Origin of the sequence: Novosphingobium chloroacetimidivorans (genome assembly GCF_014204535.1) — a bacterium.
Lineage (GTDB): Bacteria > Pseudomonadota > Alphaproteobacteria > Sphingomonadales > Sphingomonadaceae > Novosphingobium > Novosphingobium chloroacetimidivorans.
The window spans coordinates 78983-104438 of record NZ_JACHLR010000013.1 but is presented as its reverse complement, the minus strand read 5'-3'; the positions used below and the strand labels follow the sequence as shown (position 1 = coordinate 104438).

Here is a 25456-nt window from a genome sequence, read left to right as displayed (position 1 = left end):
GCTCAGCCGATCGCGAGCGCGCGCGCTCCCGGCTCGCCCAGCCAGCGTGCCTCCACCCCCCAGACCTCGCGGATCACGCTCTCGGACAGAGCATGGCCGGGCGGTCCATCGGCGACGAGCCGACCGTGATGGAGTACCAGCACGCGGTCGGCATGGTTCATCGCGGTCGCAAGGTCGTGCAGCACCAGCACCACGCCCCTGCCCTCCTGCGCCTGCTCGCGAAACCGGCGCATCAGCGTGGCGGCGTGCGCCAGGTCGAGGTTGGCGAGCGGTTCGTCCGCCAGCAGCCAGTCGGGCCGCGTCGCCAGGACGCGCGCCATCAACGCCCGCGCCCGCTCGCCACCGGAGAGGCGCGTGACGGGCCGATGGCGGAAGCGTTCCAGATCCATGGCGGCAATCGCGGCGTCGATCGCACCTTGCGCCTCGCTCGCCGGCGCGCCGCGCCAGGGCAGGCGTCCGAGTGAAACCAGCGTCTCGACCGACACGTCCCAGGCGATCTCGGGGGCTTGCGGCAAGTAGCCGAGTTGCCGCGCACGCTCGGCGGCGGGCAGACGGTCGACCTGCGCCGCACCCAGGCGCACGCAGCCGGCATCGGGCGCCAGCAATCCGGCAAGCACCGACAGCAGCGTCGACTTGCCCGCGCCATTCGGGCCGCAGATCGCCTTGATCCCGCCGCGGTTGAGCTTGGCGGTCACTGCTTCCAGGCGGCCCGTGACCGTGACCTGATCGAGCGCGAGGCTGCTACTCATACCGAACCTCGCCGCATCTTGAGCAGGAGGTGGAGGAAGAACGGCGCGCCGATCAGGCTGAGCGCGATGCCGAGGCGCAGCTCGCCACCCGCGAGCGGCAGGATGCGGCACAGCACGTCGGCGAGCAGCAGCAGCAGCGCGCCCGCGAGCGCGCTCGGCAGCAGCAGCGACGAGGGCCGCCGGTCGGTCAGCGGGCGCATCAGGTGCGGCACGATCAAGCCGACGAAGCCGATGATGCCGGCCACGGCCACGCTCGCACCCACGGTCAGCCCGACGCCGACGATCATCAGCGCCTGGAGGCGCCGGGGCTCGACGCCCAGCGAACGCGCGGCCGCCTCGCCCAAGGTCAAGGCGTCGAGGCTGCGCGCGACGAGCGCCAGCACCGCGACCCCGGCGAGCGTGAGCGGCGCGGCGATCCACACTTCACGCCAGGAGCGATCGGCCAGCGCCCCCATCAGCCAGGTCACGATCTCGCTCATCGCGAAGGGGGTGGGCGAGAGGCTGATAGCGAGGCTCATCAGCGCGCCGGCGAGGCTGGCGATCATCAGTCCGGCCAGGGTGAACAGCGCCACCCCGCCGTCGCGCCCCGCAATCAGCGCCAGCAGCGCCATTGCCCCGCCGGCACCGATCAGGGCGAACACCGGGAGCAGGTAGACCGACGCGGCGTACCCGGTCCAGAAGCTCAGCACCGCGCCGAGCGCCGCTCCGGAGGAGACGCCGAACAGGCCCGGATCGGCCAGCGGATTGCGCAGATACCCCTGCATCGCCGCGCCCGCGGTGCCGAGCCCGCCGCCTACGATCAGCGCCAGCACCGCACGAGGCAGCCGCAGCTGGAGCAGGATCACGGCGGCATTGCGGGTCTGCGGATCGAAAGGGTCGATCCACACCCGTCCGGCCAGCAGCGAGAGCGGGACCGCCAGCGCCAATGCACAGACCAGAAGAAGGGTGGGCTTGCGGGTCATACCGGGTCGCTCGGTGCGCGGGGGCGCTTCGCCAGCCCGAGCCTGCCGCGAGCTTCGCGCGTCGCCTGCGGCGCGGTCCCGCCGATCGTGCGGCGCAATCGCGCCAGCTCTTCTGCCGCGCGCACGATCGTCGGGCCACCGCACCACAGCAGAGCGCTGTCGAACTTCTCGCGGCGCGTGTCCTTGAGCGCGGTCAACGCCGGATGAGACAGCAGCCGGTCCTCTTGCGCCTGTTCGCTGCCGGTCGTCAGGATCACCTGTGGTGGATCGGCCAGCATCGCTTCGAGCGGCAGGTAATCGGCCTGGCGCATGCCCCGGGCCGCAGCGGCGTTGACGAAGCCGGTCCGGCGCAGCAGGTCGGCGATCAGCGTCGTATCACCAGCGACGATGCCGCCGCTCTCCCAGACCAGGGCCGATGCCGGAAAGGTCCGAGCCGGCGGCGCGGCTCTTCGCAAGGCCTGTTCGATCTTCTGGACAAGTGCTTCGCCAGCCTGCACATTTCCGGTCGCACCTGCAAGCTCGCGCACTTGCGCCTCGCTCGACGCAACGCTGTTGACGCTGCCGATCATGACCACCTCGATGCCGAGGTCGCGCAGTGCCTGCACGGTCGGCGCGGGCAGGAACACGTCGGCAATCACGATGTCGGGCGCCAGCTTGGCGATCTCCTCGACCGAGCCGGACACCGCCGGATAGCGCCGCGCCTCGGCCACTCCCATCGAACTGGAGGCCGGGTCATGGCTGTAGTGCGAAACTGCCCGCAATTGGCCGGGTGCCGCTACCTCGGCCATGATCGCGTCGCTGCACGGATTGAGCGACACGACGCTCGGTCGCCCGGCGAGCCGGACGGCGGGTGCCGGCGGCTGACCGCAGCCGACCAGCGCCAGCACGACGCCGGCCATTCCGCTCGCCCGCGTGCGCGCGAGCGGTGTTCCTCCCCGGCGGCGCCGGGGCAGGAACGCCGAAAGCCTCACATCCTGGCCCGAATGCCGATGAAGCCGGACCGTCCGGCCGTGCCGTAGCCGCCCGCCGTCTGGTACTCCTCGTCGGTCACGTTCTCCACGCGCCCGAACACCTCCAGATTTTCGCCCACCGGAACGCTCGCGCGAACGGTGCCCAGCACATAGCCCTCGATGCGGCCGAACTCGCCGGCGAAGTCATAGCTGTCGCTGACCAGACGGATGTCGCCACCGAGCGCGAAGCCGGTCAGCGGGCCGGACTTGACCGGAGTCCAGTCCGCCGAGACGGTCAGCGCGTGCCGGGGGCGACGGGCAAGGTCGGTGCCCTCGTCGAAGCTGCCGGGCGTGCGGTCGGTCGACTTCACGTATGTATAGGCAGCCTGCGCCCGCAGCGTCTCGCTGACGCGAGCACCCAGTTCCAGCTCGAAGCCTGTCGCGCGCGCCTTGCCGATATTGACGTAGTAGCCGAACGGCCGCGTGGCGCAGATCGCGCCGGAGCAGGACGTGAATCCGATCAGGTCGCGGCTGTCGCGGCGGAAGCCGGTGAGCGCCAGGTGAAGATCGCCGTTGCGATCACCGTACTCGAGCCCCGCGTCGTAGCTGCGGCTCTTCTCGGGAGCGAGCGTCGCGGTCGGGTTGCTGTACTCGGAGAAGAGTTGGTACAGCGTCGGAACCTTGAAGCCTTCGCCATAGGAGGCGCGCACACGCCATTGATCCACAACGACAAAGCTGCCGTTGGCGCCGAACGTCCAGCGATCGCCGAAGCGGGAGTGATCGTCGTAGCGCACGCCGCCTGCCAGGGTGAAGCGATCGCCGTACCAACCCACCGAGGCATGGCCGCTCGACAGGTTGGCCTTCTCGCGATCGTTTGCGTCGACATCGATCTGCGACCACTCGTGATCGGCGCCGAAGTCCACCCGTACTGCCTCTGCAGCACGCCAGACGCCGGCCAGTTCGGCACGGCGGCTCTGACCCTGTGTCTCGGAATACGGCGCGTCGCCAAAGGTCGGGTCGTAGTACCGGCGGCGGGCGTCGGACACCTGGTAACCGGCATTGAGGTCGAGCGCGTCGGACGTCCAGGCAAGGCCGGCGCGGCCGCCGATCTCACGGGTCTTCTGGTACTCGGGCGTATCCGCGAACTCGAACAGGGGCGCGGGGTAGCCGTCGATATCGAGCTTGCCGCGCGTGTAGCGGCCGACGAGGCTCGCGGTGAGATCGGGGGTCAGGTTCAGGTGTGCTCGGCCGCTCGCCCGATACTGGTGGAAGCCGTCACGCTCAGTACCGGATGCTGCCTGGCTGAGGCCATCGGTGGTGACGTAGCCGCCATTCAGCGTCACGCCGTAGCCCTCACCCGAGACGCCGCCGGTGACCTGGCCGTCGAAGGTATCGCGCGCGCCGTACTCTGCAGAGGCTTCGAGGCCGTTAAGGTCCCGCGAGGTGAGCGCCAGGACGCCGCCGATCGCTTCGGATCCCCAGATCACGGAGTTGGAGCCGCGCAGCAGCTCGACGCGGCCGAGGCCGCCGGTGGTCAGGTTGCCGAAGTCGTAGCCGCCGCCCGGAGCCGCCACGTCGGCGACGCGCAATCCGTCGACGAGCACGAGGAGCTGCTGCGAGTTGGCGCCGCGCACGAACAGGCTGGTGGTCGATCCCAGGCCACCGTTGCGGGCGAAGGTCACGCCGGGCAGACGCTCCAGAACGCGGGTGATGTCGGGACCTTGAACCGATGCGATCTCTTCGGAGCCGATGACGCTGATTGGCTGACCGGCCTTGTCGATGTTCAGGCGGCTGCCGGTGGCGAGGACGGTGATTGCAGTCGTGTCGATAACCCGGTCGGCAAAGATGACCTCGTCATCCTGCGCCTGTGCGGGATTGGCGACCGCAAGGGCCGAAGTCAGCAAAAACAGGTACTTCACGTAAAAACCTCCAACCTTGAACGAAGCGCCGTTCATGGCGAGAGGTTCGCGCTCCCCCTCATGGAAGCGCGAGCCACGCTGCACCGGTACACCCGCCCGGCACGGAACGACCGTCAGATCGGGCAGGTCTCCTGGCTCCCGGATCGTTGCCCTCCCCCGCCTTCCCAGCGCAGCGCGCCAGTGGCTTGTTGAGGAAGGGCTCCCCGGTCACAGTTGCGGGCGCAGCTTCGGTTTCGCACCGAATTCCCTCTTGGGTCCGGTTTCCCGGTCAACCCGTGACGTGAGCGCGCCCCTAGTCGCAGCGGCGCACGCTGGCAAGCGCCGTGGCCTCGCCAACAGAAGTCCTTAACCGATTAAGGCTACTCGGCACCGATGTACCGCATCGGGACGCACGCCATTCACCTGCTGCCAAGCCGCATCCCTGCGCGTAAGTGCAGGCTCGACATGGCTCCTATCACGACTGCATGAGCGCTCGGCTCGCCTTGATCTGCCTTGACGAGCAGCGCTCGCGCGATTTCGTCGCGAAGGTGGGGCATGGCGGCATGCGGCTGCGGCGGGCGCGCGGGACCCATCGTGCACGGCTGGCCTTCGCGATAGCGGGCGCCATCGCGCTTCCCGCCTTCGCGGCACCGGGAAGCTGGGATGAGTTAACGATAGGCGATGCGGGCGCACCTGCCGTCGCGGTCGACCCGCTCCCTTTCGAACGCGCGGGCGACAGCTTTCCGGGCTCGGCGTTCTACTACCTCGATCTCGAACGCCGCGAGCCGGGCCTTGGCGAGGGGATCCACTCGGACGCGGAAGGTACCGCCGGATCGAGCATCGTCCCGCCGCCGATCGCGCGCTCGCTCAGGATCGACAACAGCGGCGTCGATCGCACCCGCGCCGAGCAGTGCCTGACGGCCGCCATATACTATGAAGCCGCCAGCGAGCCGGATTCCGGCCAGCAAGCCGTGGCGCAAGTGGTGCTCAACCGCGTGGCGCATCCTGCGTATCCGAAAACGGTCTGCGGCGTGGTCTACCAGGGTTCCGAGCGGTCGAGCGGGTGCCAGTTTTCGTTCACTTGCGACGGGTCGCTTGCGCGTCGTCCTAACCGCTTGTTCTGGGAACGGGCGGCCTCGGTGGCGCGGACGGCCCTGGCGGGCTACGTCTACGCGCCGGTAGGCTTGGCGACGCACTACCACACCGTCGCCGTGCATCCGTACTGGGCGCCGAGCCTGCATTATTTGCTGACCATCGGCGCGCATCGCTTCTACAGCTTCAACGGGCAGGCCGGCCAGCCCCGAACGTTCCGCTATGCCTATCTTGGCGGCGAGCCGCTGCCGGCGCCGCATCGCCGCGACGATTCCTCTGTTGCGGCAGCGGCGAGCGCCGCGCTCGATCCGCTCGCGATCCAGAAGGCCTACGACGAAGGCCTGCAGCGCGCGCGCGCGGCGGGACTGGTGGCGCACCCGGGCGGGCTTACAGCCACCGGCGTCGCTGCTCCCGCGCCTGTCTACACCAGCGAGCTCAAGGAGCGTGGCGGGGACGGCCTGTACCAGGGCAGCAACCTGCCCGAAGGCAATGGAATTCGGGAAGAGTACCGTAACTCCGGTCAGTGGATTCAGAGCCCGACCGGTTGAGGGCAGCGACGAGCGGCAATCCTCAACGCCACTGAAACCATAGCCTATCATCAAAGCCTTACGAGCATGGCCTTATCGTGGCATCACGCGATAACAACACAGGGCCGCTTCTGCCATGACCATCCGCTTCGCCGGTGCCCGTTCCCGTGGCAACTGCCCGAGCCACGCATGGCGTTGCCGTTCCGCGCCGCTGTGCGCCGCGAACGACAACACGCGCACCTTCACCGACAATGCGGCACTTATCTCCGCCTTGCGGCACTTCGCGGAGCATGGGCTCGCCGCGGCGGAACAAGCCGGAACCTATGCGGCCGCTGCGCGCACGCATGGCGACCCGGCAGCGTCACAGCACTGGCTCTCGGTGTGCAGACAGTTCGACCGCAAGCTTGCGGACCGGCTGGCCGCCCGGCTGCGCCACGCCGGAGATCGCTGATGACGCGTTCTTGATACTGAGAACCGTTATCATCTAAGCGTCTTGTTTGGATGTTCTTTTCGCCTTTTGGCGGTTGCAATCGACCCCTCACAGGCCTAGGCACGCGCGGAACTTATCGGAGCCTGCCGTCTGACGGGGCATAGCAGGCCGCCTTATCGTCCGCTGCCCCGCTCGTGTGAAGAGGACTGACAGGCTCTATGGCTCGCAAGAAGATCGCCCTTATCGGCGCCGGCAACATCGGCGGCACCCTGGCTCACCTCGCCGCGCAAAAGGAACTGGGCGACATCGTCCTGTTCGACATCGCGGACGGCGTTCCCCAGGGCAAGGCGCTCGATCTCTCGCAGTGCGGTCCGGTCGAAGGTTTCGACGCGCAAATCACCGGTTCGAGCGACTATGCCGCGATCGCGGGCGCCGACGTGGTGATCGTCACCGCCGGCGTGCCCCGCAAGCCCGGCATGAGCCGCGACGACTTGCTCGGCATCAACCTCAAGGTCATGAAGGCCGTGGGCGAAGGCATCAAGGCCAACGCCCCCGACGCGTTCGTCATCTGCATCACCAACCCGCTCGACGCGATGGTCTGGGCGCTGCGCGAGTTCTCGGGCCTGCCGCACAACAAGGTGGTCGGCATGGCCGGCGTGCTGGACTCGGCGCGCTTCAGCACCTTCCTCGCCTGGGAGTTCGGCGTGTCGGTGCGTGACGTCACCAGCTTCGTGCTGGGCGGCCACGGCGACACCATGGTGCCGGTGGTCGAGTACTCGACCGTCAAGGGTATCCCCGTTCCCGACCTCATCAAGATGGGCAAGTCGACGCAGGAGCGTATCGACGAGATCGTCAAGCGCACGGCCAACGGCGGTGGCGAAGTGGTCGCGCTGCTGAAGACCGGCTCGGCGTTCTATGCGCCCGCCGCCTCTGGCATCGCCATGGCCGAAGCCTACCTCAAGGACCAGAAGCGCGTCCTGCCTTGCGCGGCCTACCTCGATGGCCAGTACGGCGTCGACGGCCTCTACGTGGGCGTGCCGGTGAAGATCGGTGCCGGCGGCGTCGAGGAAGTAATCGAGATCGAGCTGAACGAGACGGCGAAGGCCGGCCTCCAGGTTTCGATCGACGCGGTCAAGGAACTGCTGGTCGCCTGCAAGGGCATCGACGAGAGCCTGGCCTAAGTCGGGCGCATGCACCGCCTGCTTCCCTTCTGCCTTGCAGGGCTCGCCTGTACCGGTGCGCCGGTGGCAGCGGCGGAGCAGGCCGCGCCTTATCCCACGGCACAAGTGCTCGGCGCGGCGCGAGACGCCTGTTCGGATTTGTCGAGCCGGGAGGCCGCCGCCGCCAGGATCGCGGCAAGCGGCTGGTCCAAGGCGGCCGATCCTTATGCCACGCCCGTCGGCGAGCTCGTGCGCTTCGGCTACGAAGCCGGGCGCAAGATGCTCGAGAACGGTAGCGGAACGGTGGACTCCGGACCGCTGGTCTTCTCGCGCCAGGTCGCCGGCGAAAGCCTGAACCTGGTGCTCTCGTCGGTCGTGATGGATGGCGTATCCGTCATGGGCTGTCGCACCTACGATGTCGGCGAGACCCGCCGCATCGGCAAGGACGCCGCATCCGCCTGGGCAGGCCGCGAGCCCGACCAGAGCGTCGACCAGGCCGAGTTGGTCAAGTACACCTGGGAGCCGGGCCTGCAGCCTGGCCAGGACAGCTTCGAAGTGTTCTACGTTCCCGCCGGCAGTCCTCTGATTGCCATGGTCAAATTTCCCGGCATTGCCATCAAAGCCGATCAGGTCAGCGTCCTCCCCCGCTGACGTTCACGAAACGGAGACATCATGTCCATTCTCGTCGACAAGAACACCAAGGTCATCACCCAGGGCATGACCGGCAAGACCGGCAGCTTCCACACCGAAACCGCGCTCGCCTATGGCACCAAGATGGTCGGCGGCGTGACGCCCGGCCGTGGCGGCACCGAGCACCTGGGCTTGCCGCAGTTCAACTCGGTCCACGAGGCCAAGGCCGCGACCGGCGCTACCGCCTCGTGCGTCTACGTGCCGCCGGCCGGCGCTGCCGATGCGATCCTGGAAGCGATCGATGCGCAGATGGAACTGATCATCTGCATCACCGAGGGTATCCCGGTGCTCGACATGATCCCCGTCAAGCGTGCGCTGACCGGTTCCAAGTCGCGCCTGATCGGTCCCAACTGCCCCGGCGTGCTGACGCCCAACGAGTGCAAGATCGGCATCATGCCGGGCAACATCTTCTCGAAGGGTTCGGTGGGCGTTGTATCGCGTTCAGGCACGCTTACCTATGAAGCGGTGTTCCAGACGACCAATGCGGGCCTCGGCCAGACGACGGCGGTCGGCATCGGCGGTGATCCGGTCAACGGCACGAACTTCATCGACGTGCTCGAACTGTTTCTGGCCGACGACGAAACGAAGTCGATCATCATGATCGGCGAGATCGGCGGCTCGGCCGAGGAAGAGGCAGCGCAGTTCCTCAAGGACGAGGCCAAGCGCGGTCGCAAGAAGCCGATGGCCGGCTTCATCGCGGGCCGCACCGCCCCTCCGGGCCGTCGCATGGGCCACGCCGGCGCGATCGTGTCGGGCGGCCAGGGCGGCGCCGAGGACAAGATCGCGGCGATGGAAGAGGCCGGCATCCGCGTCTCGCCTTCGCCGTCCGAACTGGGCACGACTCTCCAGGCCGTGCTGAAGGAACTCGCCTGACCGGTTTGCCTCGCCCGAGGGACCGGGCGGGGGACCATTAGAGCCGACGCACGAGCGACCCTCCCCGGGAACGTGCATGGGCCACGATTGATTGATGCAAGCGCCGAGGCAGTGTCTCGGCGCGGATAAGGTCTATGCCATGGGCAACGAAACGTTCGACTTCTTCCCCGACGACCCGCAACCGGGTCCCAGCTGGCAGCGCAGCAACTGGCCGCCTGTCGGGGGCGACTACGAAGACGATCTGACCCAGGCTCTGGACCCGACCACGCTCAAGGCGAAGATCGAGAAGGCGGCCAAGGCCACCGGCGCTCCGGTCGACGAAGCCCGGATCGAGCAGGCGGCTTCGGACTCGCTGCGCGCGATGAACCTGATCCGCACCTATCGGGTGCGCGGTCATCTCGCGGCCGATCTCGATCCGCTCGGCGTCTCCACCCGCGAGCTGCCGGCCGACCTGACGCCGGAATACCACGGCTTCACCGGCGATGCGCTTAACCGCAAGATCTATCTCGGCGGCTTCCTCGACCTGGAGTGGGCCACCGTCCGCGAGATCGTCGACATCGTTCGTGCGAACTACTGCGGCAAAGTCGGCCTGGAATACATGCACCTCAGCGACACGGAGGAGCGCCGCTTCCTCCAGGATCGCATGGAGGGTCCGAACAAGCAGATCGAGTTCACGCCCGAGGGTCAGAAGGCGATCCTGCAGGCGGTGATTCGCGGCGAGCAGTACGAGAAGTTCCTCGGCAAGAAGTACGTCGGCACCAAGCGCTTCGGCCTTGATGGCGGCGAGTCCATGATCCCGGCGCTCGAAGCCGTGATCAAGTACGGCGGCCAGCTGGGCGTGCGCGAGATCGTGTACGGCATGGCCCACCGTGGCCGCCTGAACGTGCTCGCGAACGTGATGGCCAAGCCTTACAAGGTCATCTTCCACGAATTCTCGGGCGGCAGCGCCAACCCCGAAGACGTGGGTGGATCGGGCGACGTCAAGTATCACCTCGGCACCTCGACCGACCGCGACTTCGACGGCGTGAAGGTCCACATGAGCCTGATGCCCAACCCCTCGCACCTCGAAACGGTCGACCCGATCGTGCTGGGCAAGGTGCGCGCCTACCAGGTGATCCAGGACGACATCGGTGACGATATCGGCCCTGGCGCCAAGCACAAGCAAGTGCTCCCGGTACTGATCCACGGCGATGCGGCCTTCGCCGGCCAGGGCATCGTGTGGGAGTGCTTCGGCCTCTCGGGCGTCAAGGGGTACAACACCGGCGGTTGCATCCACTTCATCATCAACAACCAGATCGGGTTCACGACCAGCCCGCAGTTCGCGCGCAAGTCGCCCTATCCTTCGGATGTCGCCAAGGGCATCCAGGTGCCGATCCTGCACGTCAACGGCGACGATCCGGCCGCCGTGACTTTCGTGTGCAAGCTGGCGATCGATTTCCGCCAGCAGTTCGGCCGCGATGTCGTAATCGACATGTGGTGCTATCGCCGCTTCGGCCACAACGAAGGCGACGAGCCCAGCTTCACCCAGCCGCTGATGTACGCCAAGATCCGGCAGCATCCGCCGGTGAGCGCGATCTACGCCGAGCGCCTGAAGCGTGACGGTGTGATCGACGACGCCTTCGTCTCCGAGACCGAGGCGACCTTCACCGGCCACCTGGAAGAGCAGTTCGAAGCCGCCAAGAGCTACAAGGCCAACGAAGCCGACTGGTTCGCCGGGCAATGGAGCGGCTTCAACAAGCCCGCCGACCCGGAAACTTCGCGCCGCAACGTCGAGACCGGCATCGATGCCAAGCTGTTCGACAGCCTGGGCCGCACGCTGACGACTGTCCCCGAAGACCTGACCATCCACAAGACGCTGGGCCGCGTGCTCGATGCCAAGCGGGAGATGTTCAAGTCGGCCGACGGCTTCGACTGGGCCACGGCCGAGGCATTGGCATTCGGCAGCCTCGTCTCCGAAGGCTACTCGGTGCGCCTTTCGGGCCAGGATTCGGGCCGTGGCACTTTCAGCCAGCGCCATGCGGTGTGGGTCGACCAGACCGACGAGCACAAGTACGTGCCGCTCACCACTCTGCCCCACGGCCGGTTCGAGGTGCTGGATTCGACGCTCAGCGAATATGGCGTGCTCGGGTTCGAGTACGGCTACGCCAGCGCCGATCCCAAGACGCTGGTTCTCTGGGAAGCGCAGTTCGGTGACTTCGCCAACGGCGCGCAGATCATCATCGACCAGTACGTCGCCGCCGCCGAAGCCAAGTGGCTGCGCGCGAACGGCCTGGTCATGCTGCTGCCTCACGGCTACGAAGGCCAGGGGCCGGAGCACTCGTCCGCGCGCCTGGAGCGTTACCTGCAGCTGTGCGCGCAGGACAACATCCAGGTCTGCAACATCACCACGCCGGCCAACTACTTCCACGTGCTGCGCCGGCAGATGCACCGCCCGTTCCGCAAGCCGCTGATCATCATGACTCCCAAGTCGCTGCTGCGCCATCCGATGGCGAAGTCGCGCGCTGCCGAGTTCGTGGGCGAGGGCCACTTCCGCCGCATGCTGTCCGATCCCAAGGCTCCGGCGGATGCAGCGACCAAGAAGGTCGTGCTGTGCTCGGGCAAGGTGGCCTACGACCTGATGGAAGCGCGTGATGCGGCTGAGATCGACGATGTGCAGATCATCCGGGTCGAGCAGCTCTACCCCTTCCCGGGCGAGCCGCTGGCGGCGCGGCTGTCGCGCATGCCGAACCTCGAAGAGGTCGTCTGGTGCCAGGAAGAGCCGCGCAACAACGGCGCCTGGTTCTTCGTCGGCTCGCAGATCGAAGAGGTTATCGACCAGACCGGCCTCAAGGTCGGGCGTCCGCGCTATGCCGGTCGCGCCTCTGCTGCCTCGCCGGCCACCGGCCTCGCCAAGCGTCATGCCTCCGAGCAGGCCGCCCTCGTCGCCGATGCCCTGGGCCTCTCGGTCCGTTCCGAAATCCGTCGCAAGCAGAAGGCTTGAGATCCACGATGTCCAGCGAAGTCAAAGTCCCCACCCTCGGCGAGTCCGTCTCGGAAGCCACCATCGGCCAATGGCTCAAGCAGCCCGGCGAAGCGGTGTCCGCCGATGAGCCCATCGCCAGCCTTGAGACCGATAAGGTCGCGATCGACGTCATGGCGCCCCAGGCGGGCGTCATGGGCCAGCACATCGCCAAGGAGGGCGAGACGGTCGTGGTCGGCGCGCTGATCGCGACGATCGAGGATGGCAGCGGCGCCGCTGCCACGCCCAAGGCGGTGGCTCCAGCATCCTCCCCTGCGCCGAGCCCGGCTCCGGCGGCCGCACCGACGCCCTCGCCGGCTCCTGCGGCCGACGACGCGAGCGGCGGATCGTCCGTACTCTCGCCGGCGGTGCGCCGCGCGGTGCTGGAACACGGCATCGACCCGAGCAAGGTCAAGGGCACCGGCAAGGACGGTCGCATCACCAAGGACGACGTGCTCGCCGCCGCGCAGGCCAAGACCGCTCAGGCTGCTCCGACTGCCAGCGCCCCCGCCGCGGCTCCGGCCTCCTCGGGTGGTGAACGCCGCGAGGAGCGCGTGCGCATGACTCGCCTGCGCCAGACGGTCGCCAAGCGCCTCAAGAGCGCGCAGGAAACCGCCGCGCTGCTGACCACCTTCAATGACGTCGACATGTCCGCCGTCATCGAAGCGCGCGACAAGTACAAGGACGTGTTCCAGAAGAAGCACGGCATCAAGCTGGGCTTTATGTCGTTCTTCTCGAAGGCCTCGGTGCTGGCGCTCAAGTCGATCCCAAGCGTCAACGCGCAGATCGAGGGCGATGAGATCGTCTACTTCGACTACATCGATATCTCGATCGCCGTCTCGGCGCCGAACGGCTTGGTCGTGCCGGTGGTGCGCGACGTGGACAAGCTGTCGTTCGCGGGCATCGAGCAGGCGATCGCCGACTACGGCAAGCGTGCCAAGGACGGCACGCTGACCATGGAAGACATGAAGGGCGGCACCTTCACCATCTCCAACGGCGGCGTGTTCGGCGGCCTGATGTCGACCCCGATCATCAACCCGCCGCAGTCGGCAGTGCTGGGCCTCCACCGCATCGAGGACCGTCCGGTCGTGCGCAACGGTGAGATCGTCATCCGCCCGATGATGTACATCGCGCTCAGCTACGACCACCGCCTGATCGACGGCCGTGAGGCGGTGACCGCGCTCAAGACCATCAAGGAAGCGATCGAGGATCCCACGCGGTTGCTGATCGATCTGTGACTTAGCTCCTCCCCCTTAGGGGGAGGGGGACCGTCGAAGGCGGTGGAGGGGTGTCCACGCCAGCGGCTACACCCCTCCGTCAGCGGCCAGGCCGCTGCCACCTCCCCTTTCCAGGGGAGGATCTTGGAAGGACGAGAAGAATGGCTGAATACGACTACGACGTCCTCGTCATCGGAGCGGGCCCCGGCGGCTATGTCGCGGCGATCCGCGCGGCGCAGCTGGGGCTGAAGACCGCGTGCGCGGAGGGGCGCGAGACGCTGGGCGGCACCTGCCTCAACGTCGGCTGCATCCCTTCGAAGGCCATGCTGCACGCGTCGGAGTACTTCGACGCCGCGGCGAACGGCGCGATGGCGAAGATGGGCATCAAGGTCACGCCCGAGCTCGATCTCGACACCATGCACGCGCAGCGCCGCGATGCGGTGAAGGGCCTGACCGGCGGCATCGAGTTCCTGTTCAAGAAGAACAAGATCGACTGGATCAAGGGCTATGCCAGCTTCCAGGACGCGCACACCGTGAAGGTCGGTGACAAGAGCGTCACCGCCAAGAACGTCGTCATCGCCACCGGTTCGACCGTCACCCCCCTCCCCGGCATCGAGATCGACAACGACAAGGGCGTGGTCGTCGACAGCACCGGCGCGCTGGAGCTGAAGGCCGTCCCCAAGAAGATGGTCGTCATCGGCGGCGGCGTGATCGGCCTGGAGCTGGGCTCGGTCTGGCGGCGGCTTGGTGCGGATGTCACCGTGGTCGAGTTCCTCGATCAGCTGCTCCCCGGCATGGATGGCGAAGTCCGCAAGGAATCCGGCAAGATCTTCAAGAAGCAGGGCATGGTGCTCAAGCTCTCGACCAAGGTCACTGGAGCAGCGGTAGCTGGCGACAAGGCCACTGTGACGGTGGAGCCCGCTGCCGGCGGCGCTGCCGAGACGTTGGAAGCCGATGTCGTGCTCGTATCCATCGGCCGCCGCGCGAACACCGAAGGTCTTGGCCTCGACAAGATCGGGCTGGAACTGAACCAGCGCGGCCAGATCGAGACCGACCACGACTTCGCAACCAAGGTCGATGGCGTCTGGGCGATCGGCGACGTGATCCCCGGCCCGATGCTGGCGCACAAGGCCGAGGACGAGGGCATCGCCGTGGCCGAGAACATCGCCGGCCTGACCGGCATCGTGAACCACGACGTAATCCCCGGCGTCGTCTATACCGCGCCCGAGTTCGCGGGTGTGGGCCTGACCGAAGAACAGGCGAAAGAACGCGGCGCGATCAAGGTCGGCAAGTTTCCGATGCTCGCCAATTCGCGCGCCAAGACCAATCATGAACCAGACGGCTTCGTGAAGATCATCGCCGACGCCGAAACCGACCGCGTGCTCGGCGTCTGGTGCATCGCCACCGTCGCCGGCACCATGATCGCCCAGGCCGCGCAAGCCATGGAATTCGGCGCCACCAGCGAGGACATCGCCTACACCTGCCACGCGCATCCGACGCACTCGGAAGCGATCAAGGAGGCGGCGATGGCAGTGACGGGCAAGCCGATCCACGTGTAATCGGCGGCGTAGCAGTCGCATACGAGAAGGCCCGCGATCCTCGGCAGGATCGCGGGCCTTTTTGTCTGCAAGTAAATGCCGGTGAGCGTCGACCCGGGCTCGACCCGGGTCCGGTTTCGCCATTTCGCGCCGTCTCGACGATACCCCCGAAACCTTGTGCACGAAACGAACTCGCTTGCTTGCCGGAACCGGACCCGGGTCAAGCCCGGGTCGACGGGTGACTCACCCCTTCTTCAGGTGACGCCGCCCCAGCAGTTCAGCGATCTGCACGGCGTTGAGCGCCGCGCCCTTGCGCAGGTTGTCGGAAACGCACCACAGCACCAGACCGTTGTCGACCGTCGGATCGTCGCGTACCCGGCTGACGTAAGTGGCGCCATCGCCGACGCACTCGACCGGGGTCACGTATCCACCGTCCTCGCGCTTGTCGACGAGCATGATGCCGGGCGCCTCGCGCAGGATGTCCTGCGCTGCTTCCGCCGACAGCTCGTTCTCGAACTCGATGTTGATCGCTTCCGAGTGGCCGACAAACACCGGCACGCGCACACAGGTGGCGACGACCTTGATCTTGGGATCGAGGATCTTCTTGGTCTCGACCACCATCTTCCACTCTTCCTTGGTGAACCCGTCGTCCAAGAAGCTGTCGATGTGCGGGATCACGTTGAAGGCGATCTGCTTGGTGAACTTCTGCGGCTCGACCGCATCGCCCACGAAGATGCCGCGGCTCTGCGTGAACAGCTCGTCCATGCCCGCCTTGCCGGCGCCGGAGGTCGACTGGTAAGTCGAGACAACGACGCGCTTGATCGTTGCGGCATCGTGCAGCGGCTTCAAGGCCACGACCATCTGCGCGGTCGAGCAGTTCGGGTTGGCGATGATGTTGCGCGCGGTGTAGCCGTCGATCGCGTCGGGGTTCACTTCCGGCACGATCAGCGGCACGTCCGGGTCCATTCGGTAGAGCGACGAGTTGTCGATCACCACGCACCCGGCCGCGGCCGCCTTTGGCGCGTAGATCTTCGTCGGCTCCGATCCGGCGGCGAAGAGTGCGATGTCCCAGCCGGTGAAGTCGAAATGCTCGATGTTCTTGACCTTGAGCATTTTACCGGTGTCGCCGTACTCGATCTCCGTTCCGGTCGAGCGCGACGAGGCCACCGCTGCGATCTCGTCGCAGGGGAACTCGCGCTCGGCGAGGATGTTGAGCATTTCGCGGCCGACGTTGCCCGTCGCACCGACGACGGCTACCCGGTAACCCATCTCTTGGTCCTTTATAACATGTCACGCGATCACGCCGCGTGCGCGGGCGCGTTAGCGGCGGAGGGCCGGGATGGCAAGCGGAGTGGCCGCCTCACCCGTGCGTCCAATTACACTCGTCATCCCCGCGGAAGCGGGGATCCATCTCCTGAGCCAGCGTAATAGGGAGCACCTGGAGATGGATTCCCGCGTGCGCGGCAATGACGAAGTTGTAATCTACTTTGTTTCCTCAATGCGCGGTCGCGCTCGGTGCGGGCGTGTGCGGAGGAGCTGCTGCCAGCTCGTCCGCCTCTGTCCACTCGATCGCCTCGATCTTCTCGGTCAAGGCATGGGCGAGCACTTCGTCCACGTGGCTGACGGGGATGATCTCCAGCCCCTCCTTCACGTTGGCGGGGATCTCGGCGAGGTCCTTGCGGTTCTCTTCCGGGATCAGCACCGTGGTGATGCCACCGCGCAGCGCGGCCAGCAGCTTCTCCTTCAAGCCGCCGATCGGCAGCACGCGGCCACGCAAGGTGACTTCGCCGGTCATGGCGACATCCTTGCGCACCGGAATGCCGGTGAGCGTCGAAGTGATCGACGTCACCATGCCAATGCCCGCGCTTGGCCCGTCCTTGGGGACAGCGCCCTCGGGCAAGTGGATGTGAATGTCGCGCTTGTTGATCAGCGACGGCTTCACGCCATAGGCCGGTGAGCGCGCCTTCACGAAGCTGAAAGCGGCCTGGATCGACTCGCTCATCACCTCGCCCAGCTTGCCTGTGGCCTTGATCTGGCCCTTGCCGGGAACGGTCACCGCCTCGATCGTCAGCAGCTCGCCGCCGACTTCGGTCCAGGCAAGCCCGGTGACCGCGCCGACCTGGTTCTCTTCCTCGCCAACGCCGTGGCGGAACTTGCGCACGCCCGAAAACTCGTGGAGATTTTCCGGCGTGATCGTGACCGTGCCGGCCTTGCCTTCCAGGATCTGGCGCAGCGACTTGCGGGCCAGACGGGCGATCTCACGCTCCAGCGTGCGGACCCCGGCCTCGCGAGTGTAGTACCGGATCAGGTCGCGCAGAGCGTCCTGCTGGAGCACGAACTCTCCCGCCTTCAGGCCATGCGCCTCGATCTGCTTGGCGACGAGGTGCCGCTCGGCGATCTCGACCTTCTCGTCCTCGGTGTAGCCCTCCAGACGGATGATCTCCATGCGGTCGAGCAGCGCCTGCGGCAGGTTCAGCGAGTTCGCGGTGCACACGAACATCACGTCAGACAGGTCGTAATCCAGCTCCAGGTAGTGGTCCTGGAACTTGGCGTTCTGCTCCGGGTCGAGCACTTCGAGGAGCGCCGAGGCCGGATCGCCGCGGAAATCCTGGCCGAGCTTGTCGATCTCGTCGAGCAGGAACAGCGGGTTCGACCGGCCAGCCTTTTTCAGGTTGGTGATGATCTTGCCCGGCAGCGAGCCGATGTAGGTGCGGCGATGACCCCGGATCTCGGCCTCGTCGCGCACGCCGCCCAGCGACTGGCGGATGAACTCGCGACCCGTGGCCTTGGCGATCGACTTGCCGAGCGAGGTTTTGCCGACGCCCGGAGGACCGACGAGGCAAAGGATCGGACCCTTGAGCCGGTTGGTGCGCGCCTGGACGGCCAGATACTCGATGATGCGGTCCTTGACCTTGTCGAGCGCGTAGTGGTCCTCATCGAGCACCGCCTGCGCCTCGGATATGTCCCGCTTCAGCTTGCTCTTCTTGCCCCAGGGCAAGCCCAGCAGCACGTCGAGGTAGTTGCGGATCACCGTCGCCTCGGCGCTCATGGGCTGCATGCCCTTGAGCTTCTTGAGCTCGGTGGTCGCCTTCTCCTTGGCCTCGCGCGAGAGCTTGGTCTTCTCGATCTTCTCGGCGAGTTCGGCGATCTCGTTGCCGTCTTCGCCGTCGCCGCCGCCCAGCTCGGACTGGATCGCCTTGAGCTGTTCGTTGAGGTAGTACTCGCGCTGGGTCTTCTCCATCTGGCGCTTTACGCGGCCCCGGATCTTGCGCTCTACCTGCAGCACGCCGAGCTCGCCCTCCATGAAGGCATAGACCATCTCGAGGCGCTTGAGCGGATCGGGCTCGGCCAGCACGGCCTGCTTGTCGCCCACCTTGGCGGAGAGCTGCGCGGCGACCGTGTCCGACAGCTTGGCCGGATCGTCGATGTCGCCCAGGCTCTCGCCCGCGTCGGTCGACAGCTTCTTGTTGAGCTTGGCGTATTCGCCGAACTGCTCGACCACCTGGCGCATCATCGCGGCCACTTCGGTGCCTGAGGCGCCAACCGGCTCGACCTTGTCGACCTGGGCGACCAGCATCTCGCCCTCGGCCGTGGTCTCGGTCCGCAGGCTCTCGATACGGGCACGCTCCTGCCCCTCCACCAGCACGCGCACGGTGCCGTCGGGAAGCTTGAGCAGCTGGAGCACGCTGGCGATCACGCCGGTGTCGTAGAGGTCGTCGCGATCCGGATCGTCGGTGCCGGGGTCGAGCTGCGCGAGCAGGAAGATGTCCTTGCCGCCTGCCATGGCCGCCTCGAGCGCCGCGACCGATTTCTCACGGCCGACAAACAGCGGGACGACCATGCCGGGGAACACGACGATATCGCGGAGCGGAAGAAGGGGAAGTAAGTTCACGGGCATGTCCATATCTGAAGGCACCTTGACGGGACCTTGCCGGCAGCTTCCGGCATTGCTGTCAGATATGGGAGGCACGTGCGACCGACGCAATGCCGCAGTGCGTCATGTTGTGGATGGGGACTGCGCGGTGCGCGTCTGCTTATCCGAGCAGTAAAGCGGCGACGCTGGCAAGCAGACCCAACACGCTCGGGTAGAAAGTGAGCGCGAAGCCAAACGCGCGACCGCTTGCGCCTCGCTTGTACCCGCTCCAGAACAAGACGCGCCCCACAACGAACAATGCCGCCATGGTCAGGACCATCTCCCGCGACCGGGCGATGATGGCCGTCACGATCGCGTGCGTGGCGATAGCGAGAACCACCTGCTCGAGGGTGTTTTGTGCGACCGCACCGGCTTCCCTCACCCGATCCGAGCCGCCCACCAAGCCGGCTCCGGCGATATCCTGCTCAGAGAAGAAGCGCAGGCGCGCAACGTTGGCGATCGTTGCTGCGAGCCAGGCGACAACCAACACGTCGGCCTGGAGTGTCGCCTGCATTCGAGCGGGTAACGGCTGCACCTGCCTTGCCTACCGAAGAACCATGCGAGCGTCAGCGCGGCCAGGGAGATGCACAGCGCAGCTCCCATAGCGATGGCGACCTTGCGCTGTTCCCGCCTGAACTGCTGACCAGTCGCATCAGGCAAGCCTGGTTGGCGCATGGATATGCGGTACTCAGAACGGCAGCTGGAAGCCCGGGGGCAAGCCCATTCCCTGCTGTGCCTTGGCCATCTCCTCGCCGGCGACGCTGTCCGCCTTGACGCGCGCGTCGTTGTAGGCGGCGGCGATGAGGTCTTCCAGGATCGACTTCTCGCTCGGCTGCATCAGGCTGTCGTCGATGGCGACGCCGATCACGCGGCCCTTGGCGGAGCAGCGGATCTTGACGAGGCCGCCACCCGAAAGCCCTTCGACCTCCAAGGAGTCGAGCTTGCCCTGCGTTTCGGTCATCTGCTTCTGGATGGTCTCGGCGGCGGCCTGGGCTGCCTTGATCATCTCTTCCATCGACTTCATCTCAGTGTCTCCAATTGCGGAAACCGCCGCCGCTTGCGGCCTGGCGGTCATCCTGATCGATCAGTTCGGCTTCGGGAAAGGCTGCCAGCGCCGCCGCGACGATCGGCGCACGGCGGCGGGCATCATCGGTGGCCGCCTTGAGCGCGTCCTTCTGCTCCTCCAGCGTCGGCGCACCATCCTCGGCACAGCGCTCGACCCGCCAAGGGTCCCCGGTCGCCTTCACCAGCGCGCTCTTGAGCAAGCCGGCGATGTCTTCCTTGAAACCCGGAGGCTGGGCGAAGCGCAGCACGCCAGGGCCAAGTTCCACGACGCGCACTTGCAAGCGCATCATCGTCGCCATGCTGAGGCCGACCTCGCGTTCGACCAGCTCGACGAGCGGCTCCCACCGCATCGCCGGCTGCGGTGCGGCAGGCGCCGACCCGGCCTCGCCGCTCGGGGTGGACGGTTCAGGACGGCTGGCGATCTCCTCCAGCTTGCGCGCGAGCATGCCGGGATCGGGCAGATCGGCCGCGTGCATGACGCGCAGCAGCGCCATCTGCGCGGCGATCAGCGGGTCGGGCGCGGACTTCACTTCCTCGTGGCCCTTGAGCAGCAGCTGCCAGAGCCGGTGCAACTGGCCTGCGCCGAGTGCTTTGGCCCACGCCTCGATCGCCTCGCGCTCTTCGGAAGAAGGCGCATCGGCGGCATTGCCACTCACTTGCGCGACGGTGACGCGGTGCACCAGGTTCATGACGCCGCGCACCAGCGCGATCGGTTCGACGCCAAGCGCAAACTGCTGCGCCACGCGCTCCAGCAATCCCGGTCCATCACCCTGCAGGATGGCGTCGAGGAGCCCGCGTTGCGCGCTCTTGTCGGCCAAGCCCAGCATGTCGCGCACGCGGGCTGCCTGAACCAGCCCCTCGCCATCGAGGTCGGCGTGGGCGATCGCCTGGTCGAGGATCGACAGACCGTCGCGCACCGAGCCTTCGGCAGCGGCCGCGACCATCGCCAGCGCCTCGTCCTCGGCCTGCACGCCTTCGCTGCGGCATACATGCGCGAAGTGCTCGGCGAGCAGCGGCGAGGGGATGCGGCGCAAGTCAAAGCGCTGGCAGCGCGACAGGACGGTCACCGGCAGCTTGTCGACCTCGGTGGTCGCGAAGAGGAACTTCACATGCGCCGGCGGCTCCTCGAGCGTCTTGAGCAAGGCGTTAAACGCATTGCGCGAGAGCATGTGGACTTCGTCGATGATGTAGATCTTGTACCGCGCCGAGACCGCGGCGTAGCGCACCGCCTCGATGATCTCGCGCACGTCATCGACGCCCGTATGGCTGGCGGCGTCCATCTCGATCACGTCGATGTGGCGACCCTCGGCGATGGCGGTGCACAGCTCGCACTGGCCGCAAGGATCGATCGTTGGACCGCCCTTCCCGTCCGGACCGATGCAGTTGAGCGCCTTGGCGATCAGCCGCGCGGTCGAAGTCTTGCCCACTCCCCGCACGCCGGTCATCAGGAACGCATGGGCGAGCCGGTCGCGTTTGATCGCGTTGGCGAGAGTGCGGACCATCGCCTCCTGCCCGATCAGTTCGGCGAAGGTCTGCGGTCGATACTTGCGCGCGAGGACCCGGTAGGGCTGCGCGGCGGTGGCAGGTGGCGGAGCGGCGGGAGCCGGTGAAGCAGGAGGCGGCGGCGTCAGATCGGCGGGAGCGGCGCTTTCCGCAACGCGCGGGGCAGGCGCAGCAGCTGTCGGTTCGCCGAACATGGAAGACTGGCCTGCCGCTTCGAGCTCGGCTGCGCTGGGACCTGCGTCTTCGTCCGGTCCCGTGTTCCAGGGAGGCGTGTCGCCGAACATGTCGCGGGATTCGTCCATCGCCGGAAGGTAGGGCCTGCGGTCCAGCTTGTCAGGGAAAAAGGAGCCGGGCGACCCGTCGCAATCCGTTGTGGCTGCTTCCTTCCGGACCTGACCAGGTTGGCGAACGCAAACGTCCACCCGACTCCCGGCGGCGCATATGGCGGGGCGAAATTTCTAATGCAAGCAGGCTTTTCGGGATTAGTCGTAATGAAAGCGGCATTGCGCGATTTCGAGCCGCTGATCGACGCCTGTTCCCGCTACGCGATAAACCAGACGATCGGCCTGGCTGATGCGACGCGACCACCAACCTTTCCATTCACCCTTGAGCGGCTCGGGCTTCCCGGTTCCCCGAAACGGATCGCGGCGGCACTGCTCGATCAAGGTATTCAGTTTGCGAAGAGCATCGGCATCATGATCCAGCCAATGCCGATAGTCGTCCCAAGCCGTATCGTGGAAGACGATCTTCACGGTTGAAGCAGATCGTGCTCTTCACCACCACCTGCTTCGAGATCCCGAATAGCCTTCCGCAGCCGGGTTGCATTCGCCGGCGTGCTCATCAGGTGCAGCGTCTCTTCGATGGAGTTCCAATCATCCAGCGACACCAGAACCACTGCCTTGCCGCCCTGGCGGCTGAGGATCACCGGCTCGCTATCCTCGATCACATGATCGACCACCGCCTTGAGGTTGGCACGCGCTTCGGAAATGGGCAGCACTTGCATGATGGTAACTCCAGTCACCACCTAAGTGTACGCAAATCAGTACAATGTCAACCTTAGCGGAAGTTATCCGCGTAAGCCTGCAGCTTCAGGCGGCGCGGTGGCGTCGGGTGCACCACCACGTCGATCCCGTAGCGATCGGCGTAGGCAAGCGCCTCCTCCCTGGTCGGGAACTTGAGCGTGACCTGCTGCTGCGTATCGCCCGAGCCGGCCCAACCCATCAGCGGGTCGGGCTTCTTCGCCTCGGCAGGCGCGAACTCAAGGACCCACTGGTCGAGCAGGGCCTTGCCGGACTGCATGGCGTTCTTCGGGCGCTGGTAGATGCTTGCACTCATGCCACCTGTCTTGCCCCGGAACGCCCCATCAAATCAAGAGCGCTTGGAAGCTTCGAAGGCATTGCGCGTCTTGAGGCTGGGGTTCTCGCGCCAGGGTTCGTCGGGCCAGCGATGCCGCGGGTAACGCCCCTTCATGTCGCGCTGCACGTCCCGCCACGATCCGCGCCAGAAGCCGGGCAAGTCGCGCGTCGCCTGCAAGGGGCGACCGGCGGGCGATGTCAGCTTGAGCAGCAGCGGCTGCGGCGGATCGCCGAAATCGGGATGCCGGTCGAGCCCAAATAGTGCCTGCACCCGCACCTCGACCGACGGGCCGCCTTCATCCTCGTAGTCGATGGCGTGACGCGTCCCGGCCGGACTGATGAATTCGGGCGGGGCCAGGCGATCCAGCCGCTGCTGATCGTCCCAGGCAAGGCGATCGCGCAAGGCCTGGTGCAGCGCGCAGGCGTCCAAGGCATCGAGCCGGCGCGTCAGCAACGGCGCAAGCCAGGCTTCCAGGTCCGCCAGCAGCGCCTCTTCGGCAAGCGCCTCTACGCGTGCGTAGCGCGCACGCTTCAGCAAGGCATGCGCACCCGCACCGAACGGCACCAGCGACAGGCCCGTTGCGCGCACTCGATCGAGCAGGAAGGCGCGGATCGCGGACGGATCCGGCGAGGGATCGGGACCACTCGCAAGCGTGATCGCACCGATCCGCCGTTCCAGGCGCGCCTCGACGCGGCCCTCCTCGTCGTTCCAGCGGAGCACAGAGCGCCGCTCGATCCGCTCATGCAGCCACGCCTCGATCTCCGTTGACGACAGCGTCAGGCCGGCGAGGATGCGAGCCCCCTTGGCTTGGCCCTGGGCATCGCCGATCACCAGCCACTCGCTGGAAGCCAGCGGTGAGGCCGGATCGAGGATGTAGCCGCGCCCTCCGGCCGAAAGCCAGGTTTCGCCCCGCGCGTCGCGCCGGCGTGCGAGCATCTCGGGATAGCCGAGCGCCAGCAGCACCGCGGGTGGAACTTGGACCGCTGGGCCCGCAGGAGCGCCTGCGAGGGCCTGCGCGCGTCTGGCCCAGCCCCCCGCCAGCTTGCGCGAAGCGTCCGCGCGGGAGTGGCGCTCGCCGTTCCAGCGCGAGAGGCGTTGCGAAAGATCCTCGCTGCGCCCGCCAAGCGCCTTCTCCTGCATCAGCAATGCGAGGCGCGCGGCCGTTTCCGCTTCCCCCAGCGCCGCACCGCGCAGCACCATCGCGGCTTGCGAAGGCTCCATCGGCAGGCTGGCGATGGCTCGCCCGAACGCCGTGATCTGCCAGCCCTCGCCACCAGGACGTGGTTCAAGGGCGCCCAGGGCCTGCAGCTTCGCGCGAGCGGCCGCGACCGATGGCGGCGGCGGCGCGTCCAGCCATGCGAGCGCAGCGGGATCGTCGCTCCCCCATGATGCCAGCGACAGCGTCAGCGGGGCGAGATCCGACGTCTGGATCTCGGGCGGGTCGAACTCGGGCCGTCCCGGATGCGCTGCTTCCTCCCACAGGCGATACGCCACGCCCGGCCCCTGGCGCGCCGCACGTCCCGCTCGCTGGGCGGCTGCGGCGCGGCTGGCCCGGTGGGTGACGAGGCGGGTGACGCCGGCGGCTCGGTCGAACTCCGCACGGCGCGAGAGCCCGGCGTCCACCACCACACTGACGCCGTCCAGGGTCAGCGAGGTTTCGGCGATGGCCGTCGCCAACACCACCCGGCGGCGGCCATCGGAATCGCGGCGGATCGCGGCGCGCTGCGCGGCAGGCTCGCATTGGCCATGGAGCGGCAGGACCAATGCGGCGGGCAGTTTTTCGGCCAATTGCGTTTGAACCCGGCCGATCTCACCGACGCCGGGCAGGAAGACCAGGATATCGCCCTGCTCCTCGCGCCAGGCGGTCAGCACCGCGGACGAGACCGCATCGTCGAGGCGCTTCTCGGGCGCGCTGCCCAGCCAGCGGATGGCCAGCGGGTAAGCCCGACCCTCGCTCTCGATCACCGGTGCGCCGCCGAGCAGGCCGGCGAAGCGCACGCCGTCGATCGTCGCCGACATCACGCAGAGTCGCAAGTCAGGCCGCAGCACTTCGCGGCACTCGATGGCAAGGGCCAGGCCCAGGTCGGAGTCGAGGTGGCGCTCGTGCGCTTCGTCGAACAGCACGGCCGATGTGCCGGCGAGTTCGGGATCATCGAGGATCGTCGCGACGAAGATCGCCTCGGTCATCACCAGCACCCGCGTGCGAGCCGATCGGCGGCTGTCGAGACGGGTCAGATAGCCGATGGTCTCGCCAGCCTTCTCGCCGAGCGCCTCGGCCATGCGCTCTGCGGCGGCACGCGCGGCGACGCGCCGGGGCGAGAGCAGGATGATCTGTCCGGTGCACCAGGGCTGCCCGAGCAGTGCTGGCGCCACGGCGGTGGTCTTGCCGGCTCCCGGCGGCGCCACGAGCACGGCTGCGCCCGGCTGGGCAAGCGCGGCGAGGCAATCGGGCAGGACTGCGTGGATCGGAAGTTCGCTCACGCCGCGGCTCTAGTACAAGGACACTGGCCCGGCCAAGGTCCACGCGAGCGATCG

21 protein-coding genes, 1 other RNA gene and 1 riboswitch are annotated in these 25456 nt (G+C 67.0%); of the genes, 8 read left to right on the top strand and 14 right to left on the bottom strand.

Translation table 11 applies throughout. The features are described from left to right. Positions 1-2 precede the first annotated feature (2 nt). From HNO88_RS14955 to HNO88_RS14940, 4 genes are all read right to left on the bottom strand, one after another. Positions 3-749, bottom strand: coding sequence for an ABC transporter ATP-binding protein (locus HNO88_RS14955; protein ID WP_184247136.1), 747 nt, complete (start codon positions 747-749; stop codon positions 3-5). Beyond that, positions 746-1711 carry a FecCD family ABC transporter permease gene (locus tag HNO88_RS14950; RefSeq protein WP_184247132.1) on the bottom strand — a complete coding sequence of 322 codons (966 nt, stop codon included), beginning with the start codon at positions 1709-1711 and terminating at the stop codon, positions 746-748. The genes HNO88_RS14955 and HNO88_RS14950 overlap by 4 nt, the downstream gene beginning before the upstream one ends. Beyond that, entirely contained in the window at positions 1708-2610 is a 903-nt protein-coding gene (locus HNO88_RS14945) for an ABC transporter substrate-binding protein (RefSeq protein WP_184247129.1), read from the bottom strand. Before HNO88_RS14945 ends, HNO88_RS14950 begins: the two co-directional genes overlap by 4 nt. A 68-nt stretch (positions 2611-2678) precedes the next feature. Beyond that, the gene (locus HNO88_RS14940; protein WP_184247126.1) at positions 2679-4580 is read right to left on the bottom strand and encodes a TonB-dependent receptor plug domain-containing protein; all 1902 of its coding nucleotides are present in this window, start codon (positions 4578-4580) and stop codon (positions 2679-2681) included. Positions 4581-4684: 104 nt separating this feature from the next. Beyond that, positions 4685-4869: riboswitch (cobalamin riboswitch) on the bottom strand. 175 nt (positions 4870-5044) lie between these two features. Here HNO88_RS14940 and HNO88_RS14935 point away from each other — a divergent pair. From HNO88_RS14935 to lpdA, 8 genes are all read left to right on the top strand, one after another. After that, on the top strand, positions 5045-6199 hold the full coding sequence (locus HNO88_RS14935; protein WP_184247122.1) for a cell wall hydrolase: 1155 nt from the start codon (positions 5045-5047) through the stop codon (positions 6197-6199). A gap of 115 nt (positions 6200-6314) precedes the next feature. Then, positions 6315-6629 carry a hypothetical protein gene (locus HNO88_RS14930; RefSeq protein ID WP_184247119.1) on the top strand — a complete coding sequence of 105 codons (315 nt, stop codon included), beginning with the start codon at positions 6315-6317 and terminating at the stop codon, positions 6627-6629. Between the two features lie 197 nt (positions 6630-6826). After that, on the top strand, positions 6827-7789 hold the full coding sequence (gene mdh / locus HNO88_RS14925; protein ID WP_184247116.1) for a malate dehydrogenase: 963 nt from the start codon (positions 6827-6829) through the stop codon (positions 7787-7789). Between the two features lie 9 nt (positions 7790-7798). Then, positions 7799-8419: a hypothetical protein gene (locus tag HNO88_RS14920; RefSeq protein WP_184247114.1), complete on the top strand. Its 621-nt coding sequence runs from the start codon at positions 7799-7801 to the stop codon at positions 8417-8419. Positions 8420-8440: 21 nt separating this feature from the next. Beyond that, the gene (gene sucD / locus HNO88_RS14915) at positions 8441-9331 is read left to right on the top strand and encodes a succinate--CoA ligase subunit alpha (protein ID WP_184247110.1); all 891 of its coding nucleotides are present in this window, start codon (positions 8441-8443) and stop codon (positions 9329-9331) included. Between the two features lie 139 nt (positions 9332-9470). Beyond that, a complete protein-coding gene (locus HNO88_RS14910) occupies positions 9471-12311 on the top strand; it encodes a 2-oxoglutarate dehydrogenase E1 component (protein WP_184247107.1) in 2841 nt (946 codons plus the stop codon). An 8-nt stretch (positions 12312-12319) separates the two neighbouring features. Continuing rightward, positions 12320-13567: a 2-oxoglutarate dehydrogenase complex dihydrolipoyllysine-residue succinyltransferase gene (odhB, locus tag HNO88_RS14905; protein ID WP_184247104.1), complete on the top strand. Its 1248-nt coding sequence runs from the start codon at positions 12320-12322 to the stop codon at positions 13565-13567. A 140-nt stretch (positions 13568-13707) separates the two neighbouring features. Further along, entirely contained in the window at positions 13708-15105 is a 1398-nt protein-coding gene (lpdA, locus tag HNO88_RS14900) for a dihydrolipoyl dehydrogenase (protein ID WP_184247101.1), read from the top strand. A 222-nt stretch (positions 15106-15327) separates the two neighbouring features. Here lpdA and HNO88_RS14895 read toward each other — a convergent pair whose 3' ends face one another. The 10 genes from HNO88_RS14895 to hrpB all read right to left on the bottom strand — a co-directional run bounded on the left by HNO88_RS14895 (position 15328) and on the right by hrpB (position 25402). After that, complete coding sequence (locus HNO88_RS14895; protein ID WP_184247098.1) at positions 15328-16353, bottom strand: aspartate-semialdehyde dehydrogenase; 1026 nt, start codon at positions 16351-16353, stop codon at positions 15328-15330. Positions 16354-16579: 226 nt separating this feature from the next. Then, entirely contained in the window at positions 16580-18982 is a 2403-nt protein-coding gene (lon, locus tag HNO88_RS14890) for an endopeptidase La (protein WP_246381837.1), read from the bottom strand. 136 nt (positions 18983-19118) lie between these two features. After that, positions 19119-19511 carry an MAPEG family protein gene (locus HNO88_RS14885; RefSeq protein WP_221420035.1) on the bottom strand — a complete coding sequence of 131 codons (393 nt, stop codon included), beginning with the start codon at positions 19509-19511 and terminating at the stop codon, positions 19119-19121. Positions 19512-19685: 174 nt separating this feature from the next. Continuing rightward, a complete protein-coding gene (locus HNO88_RS14880) occupies positions 19686-20021 on the bottom strand; it encodes a YbaB/EbfC family nucleoid-associated protein (RefSeq protein ID WP_184247092.1) in 336 nt (111 codons plus the stop codon). 1 nt (position 20022) lies between these two features. Next, the gene (locus HNO88_RS14875; RefSeq protein WP_184247089.1) at positions 20023-21867 is read right to left on the bottom strand and encodes a DNA polymerase III subunit gamma/tau; all 1845 of its coding nucleotides are present in this window, start codon (positions 21865-21867) and stop codon (positions 20023-20025) included. Between the two features lie 36 nt (positions 21868-21903). Then, an RNA gene (ffs, locus tag HNO88_RS14870) (signal recognition particle sRNA small type) lies at positions 21904-21998 on the bottom strand. A gap of 49 nt (positions 21999-22047) precedes the next feature. Next, positions 22048-22317, bottom strand: coding sequence for a Txe/YoeB family addiction module toxin (locus tag HNO88_RS14865; RefSeq protein WP_184247086.1), 270 nt, complete (start codon positions 22315-22317; stop codon positions 22048-22050). After that, positions 22314-22568, bottom strand: a complete 255-nt coding sequence (locus HNO88_RS14860) for a type II toxin-antitoxin system Phd/YefM family antitoxin (protein WP_184247083.1) — start codon at positions 22566-22568, stop codon at positions 22314-22316. Before HNO88_RS14860 ends, HNO88_RS14865 begins: the two co-directional genes overlap by 4 nt. 53 nt (positions 22569-22621) lie before the next feature. Next, positions 22622-22900, bottom strand: coding sequence for an ETC complex I subunit (locus HNO88_RS14855; RefSeq protein WP_184247080.1), 279 nt, complete (start codon positions 22898-22900; stop codon positions 22622-22624). Between the two features lie 33 nt (positions 22901-22933). Further along, positions 22934-25402: an ATP-dependent helicase HrpB gene (hrpB, locus tag HNO88_RS14850; protein WP_184247077.1), complete on the bottom strand. Its 2469-nt coding sequence runs from the start codon at positions 25400-25402 to the stop codon at positions 22934-22936. Positions 25403-25456: the final 54 nt, after the last annotated feature.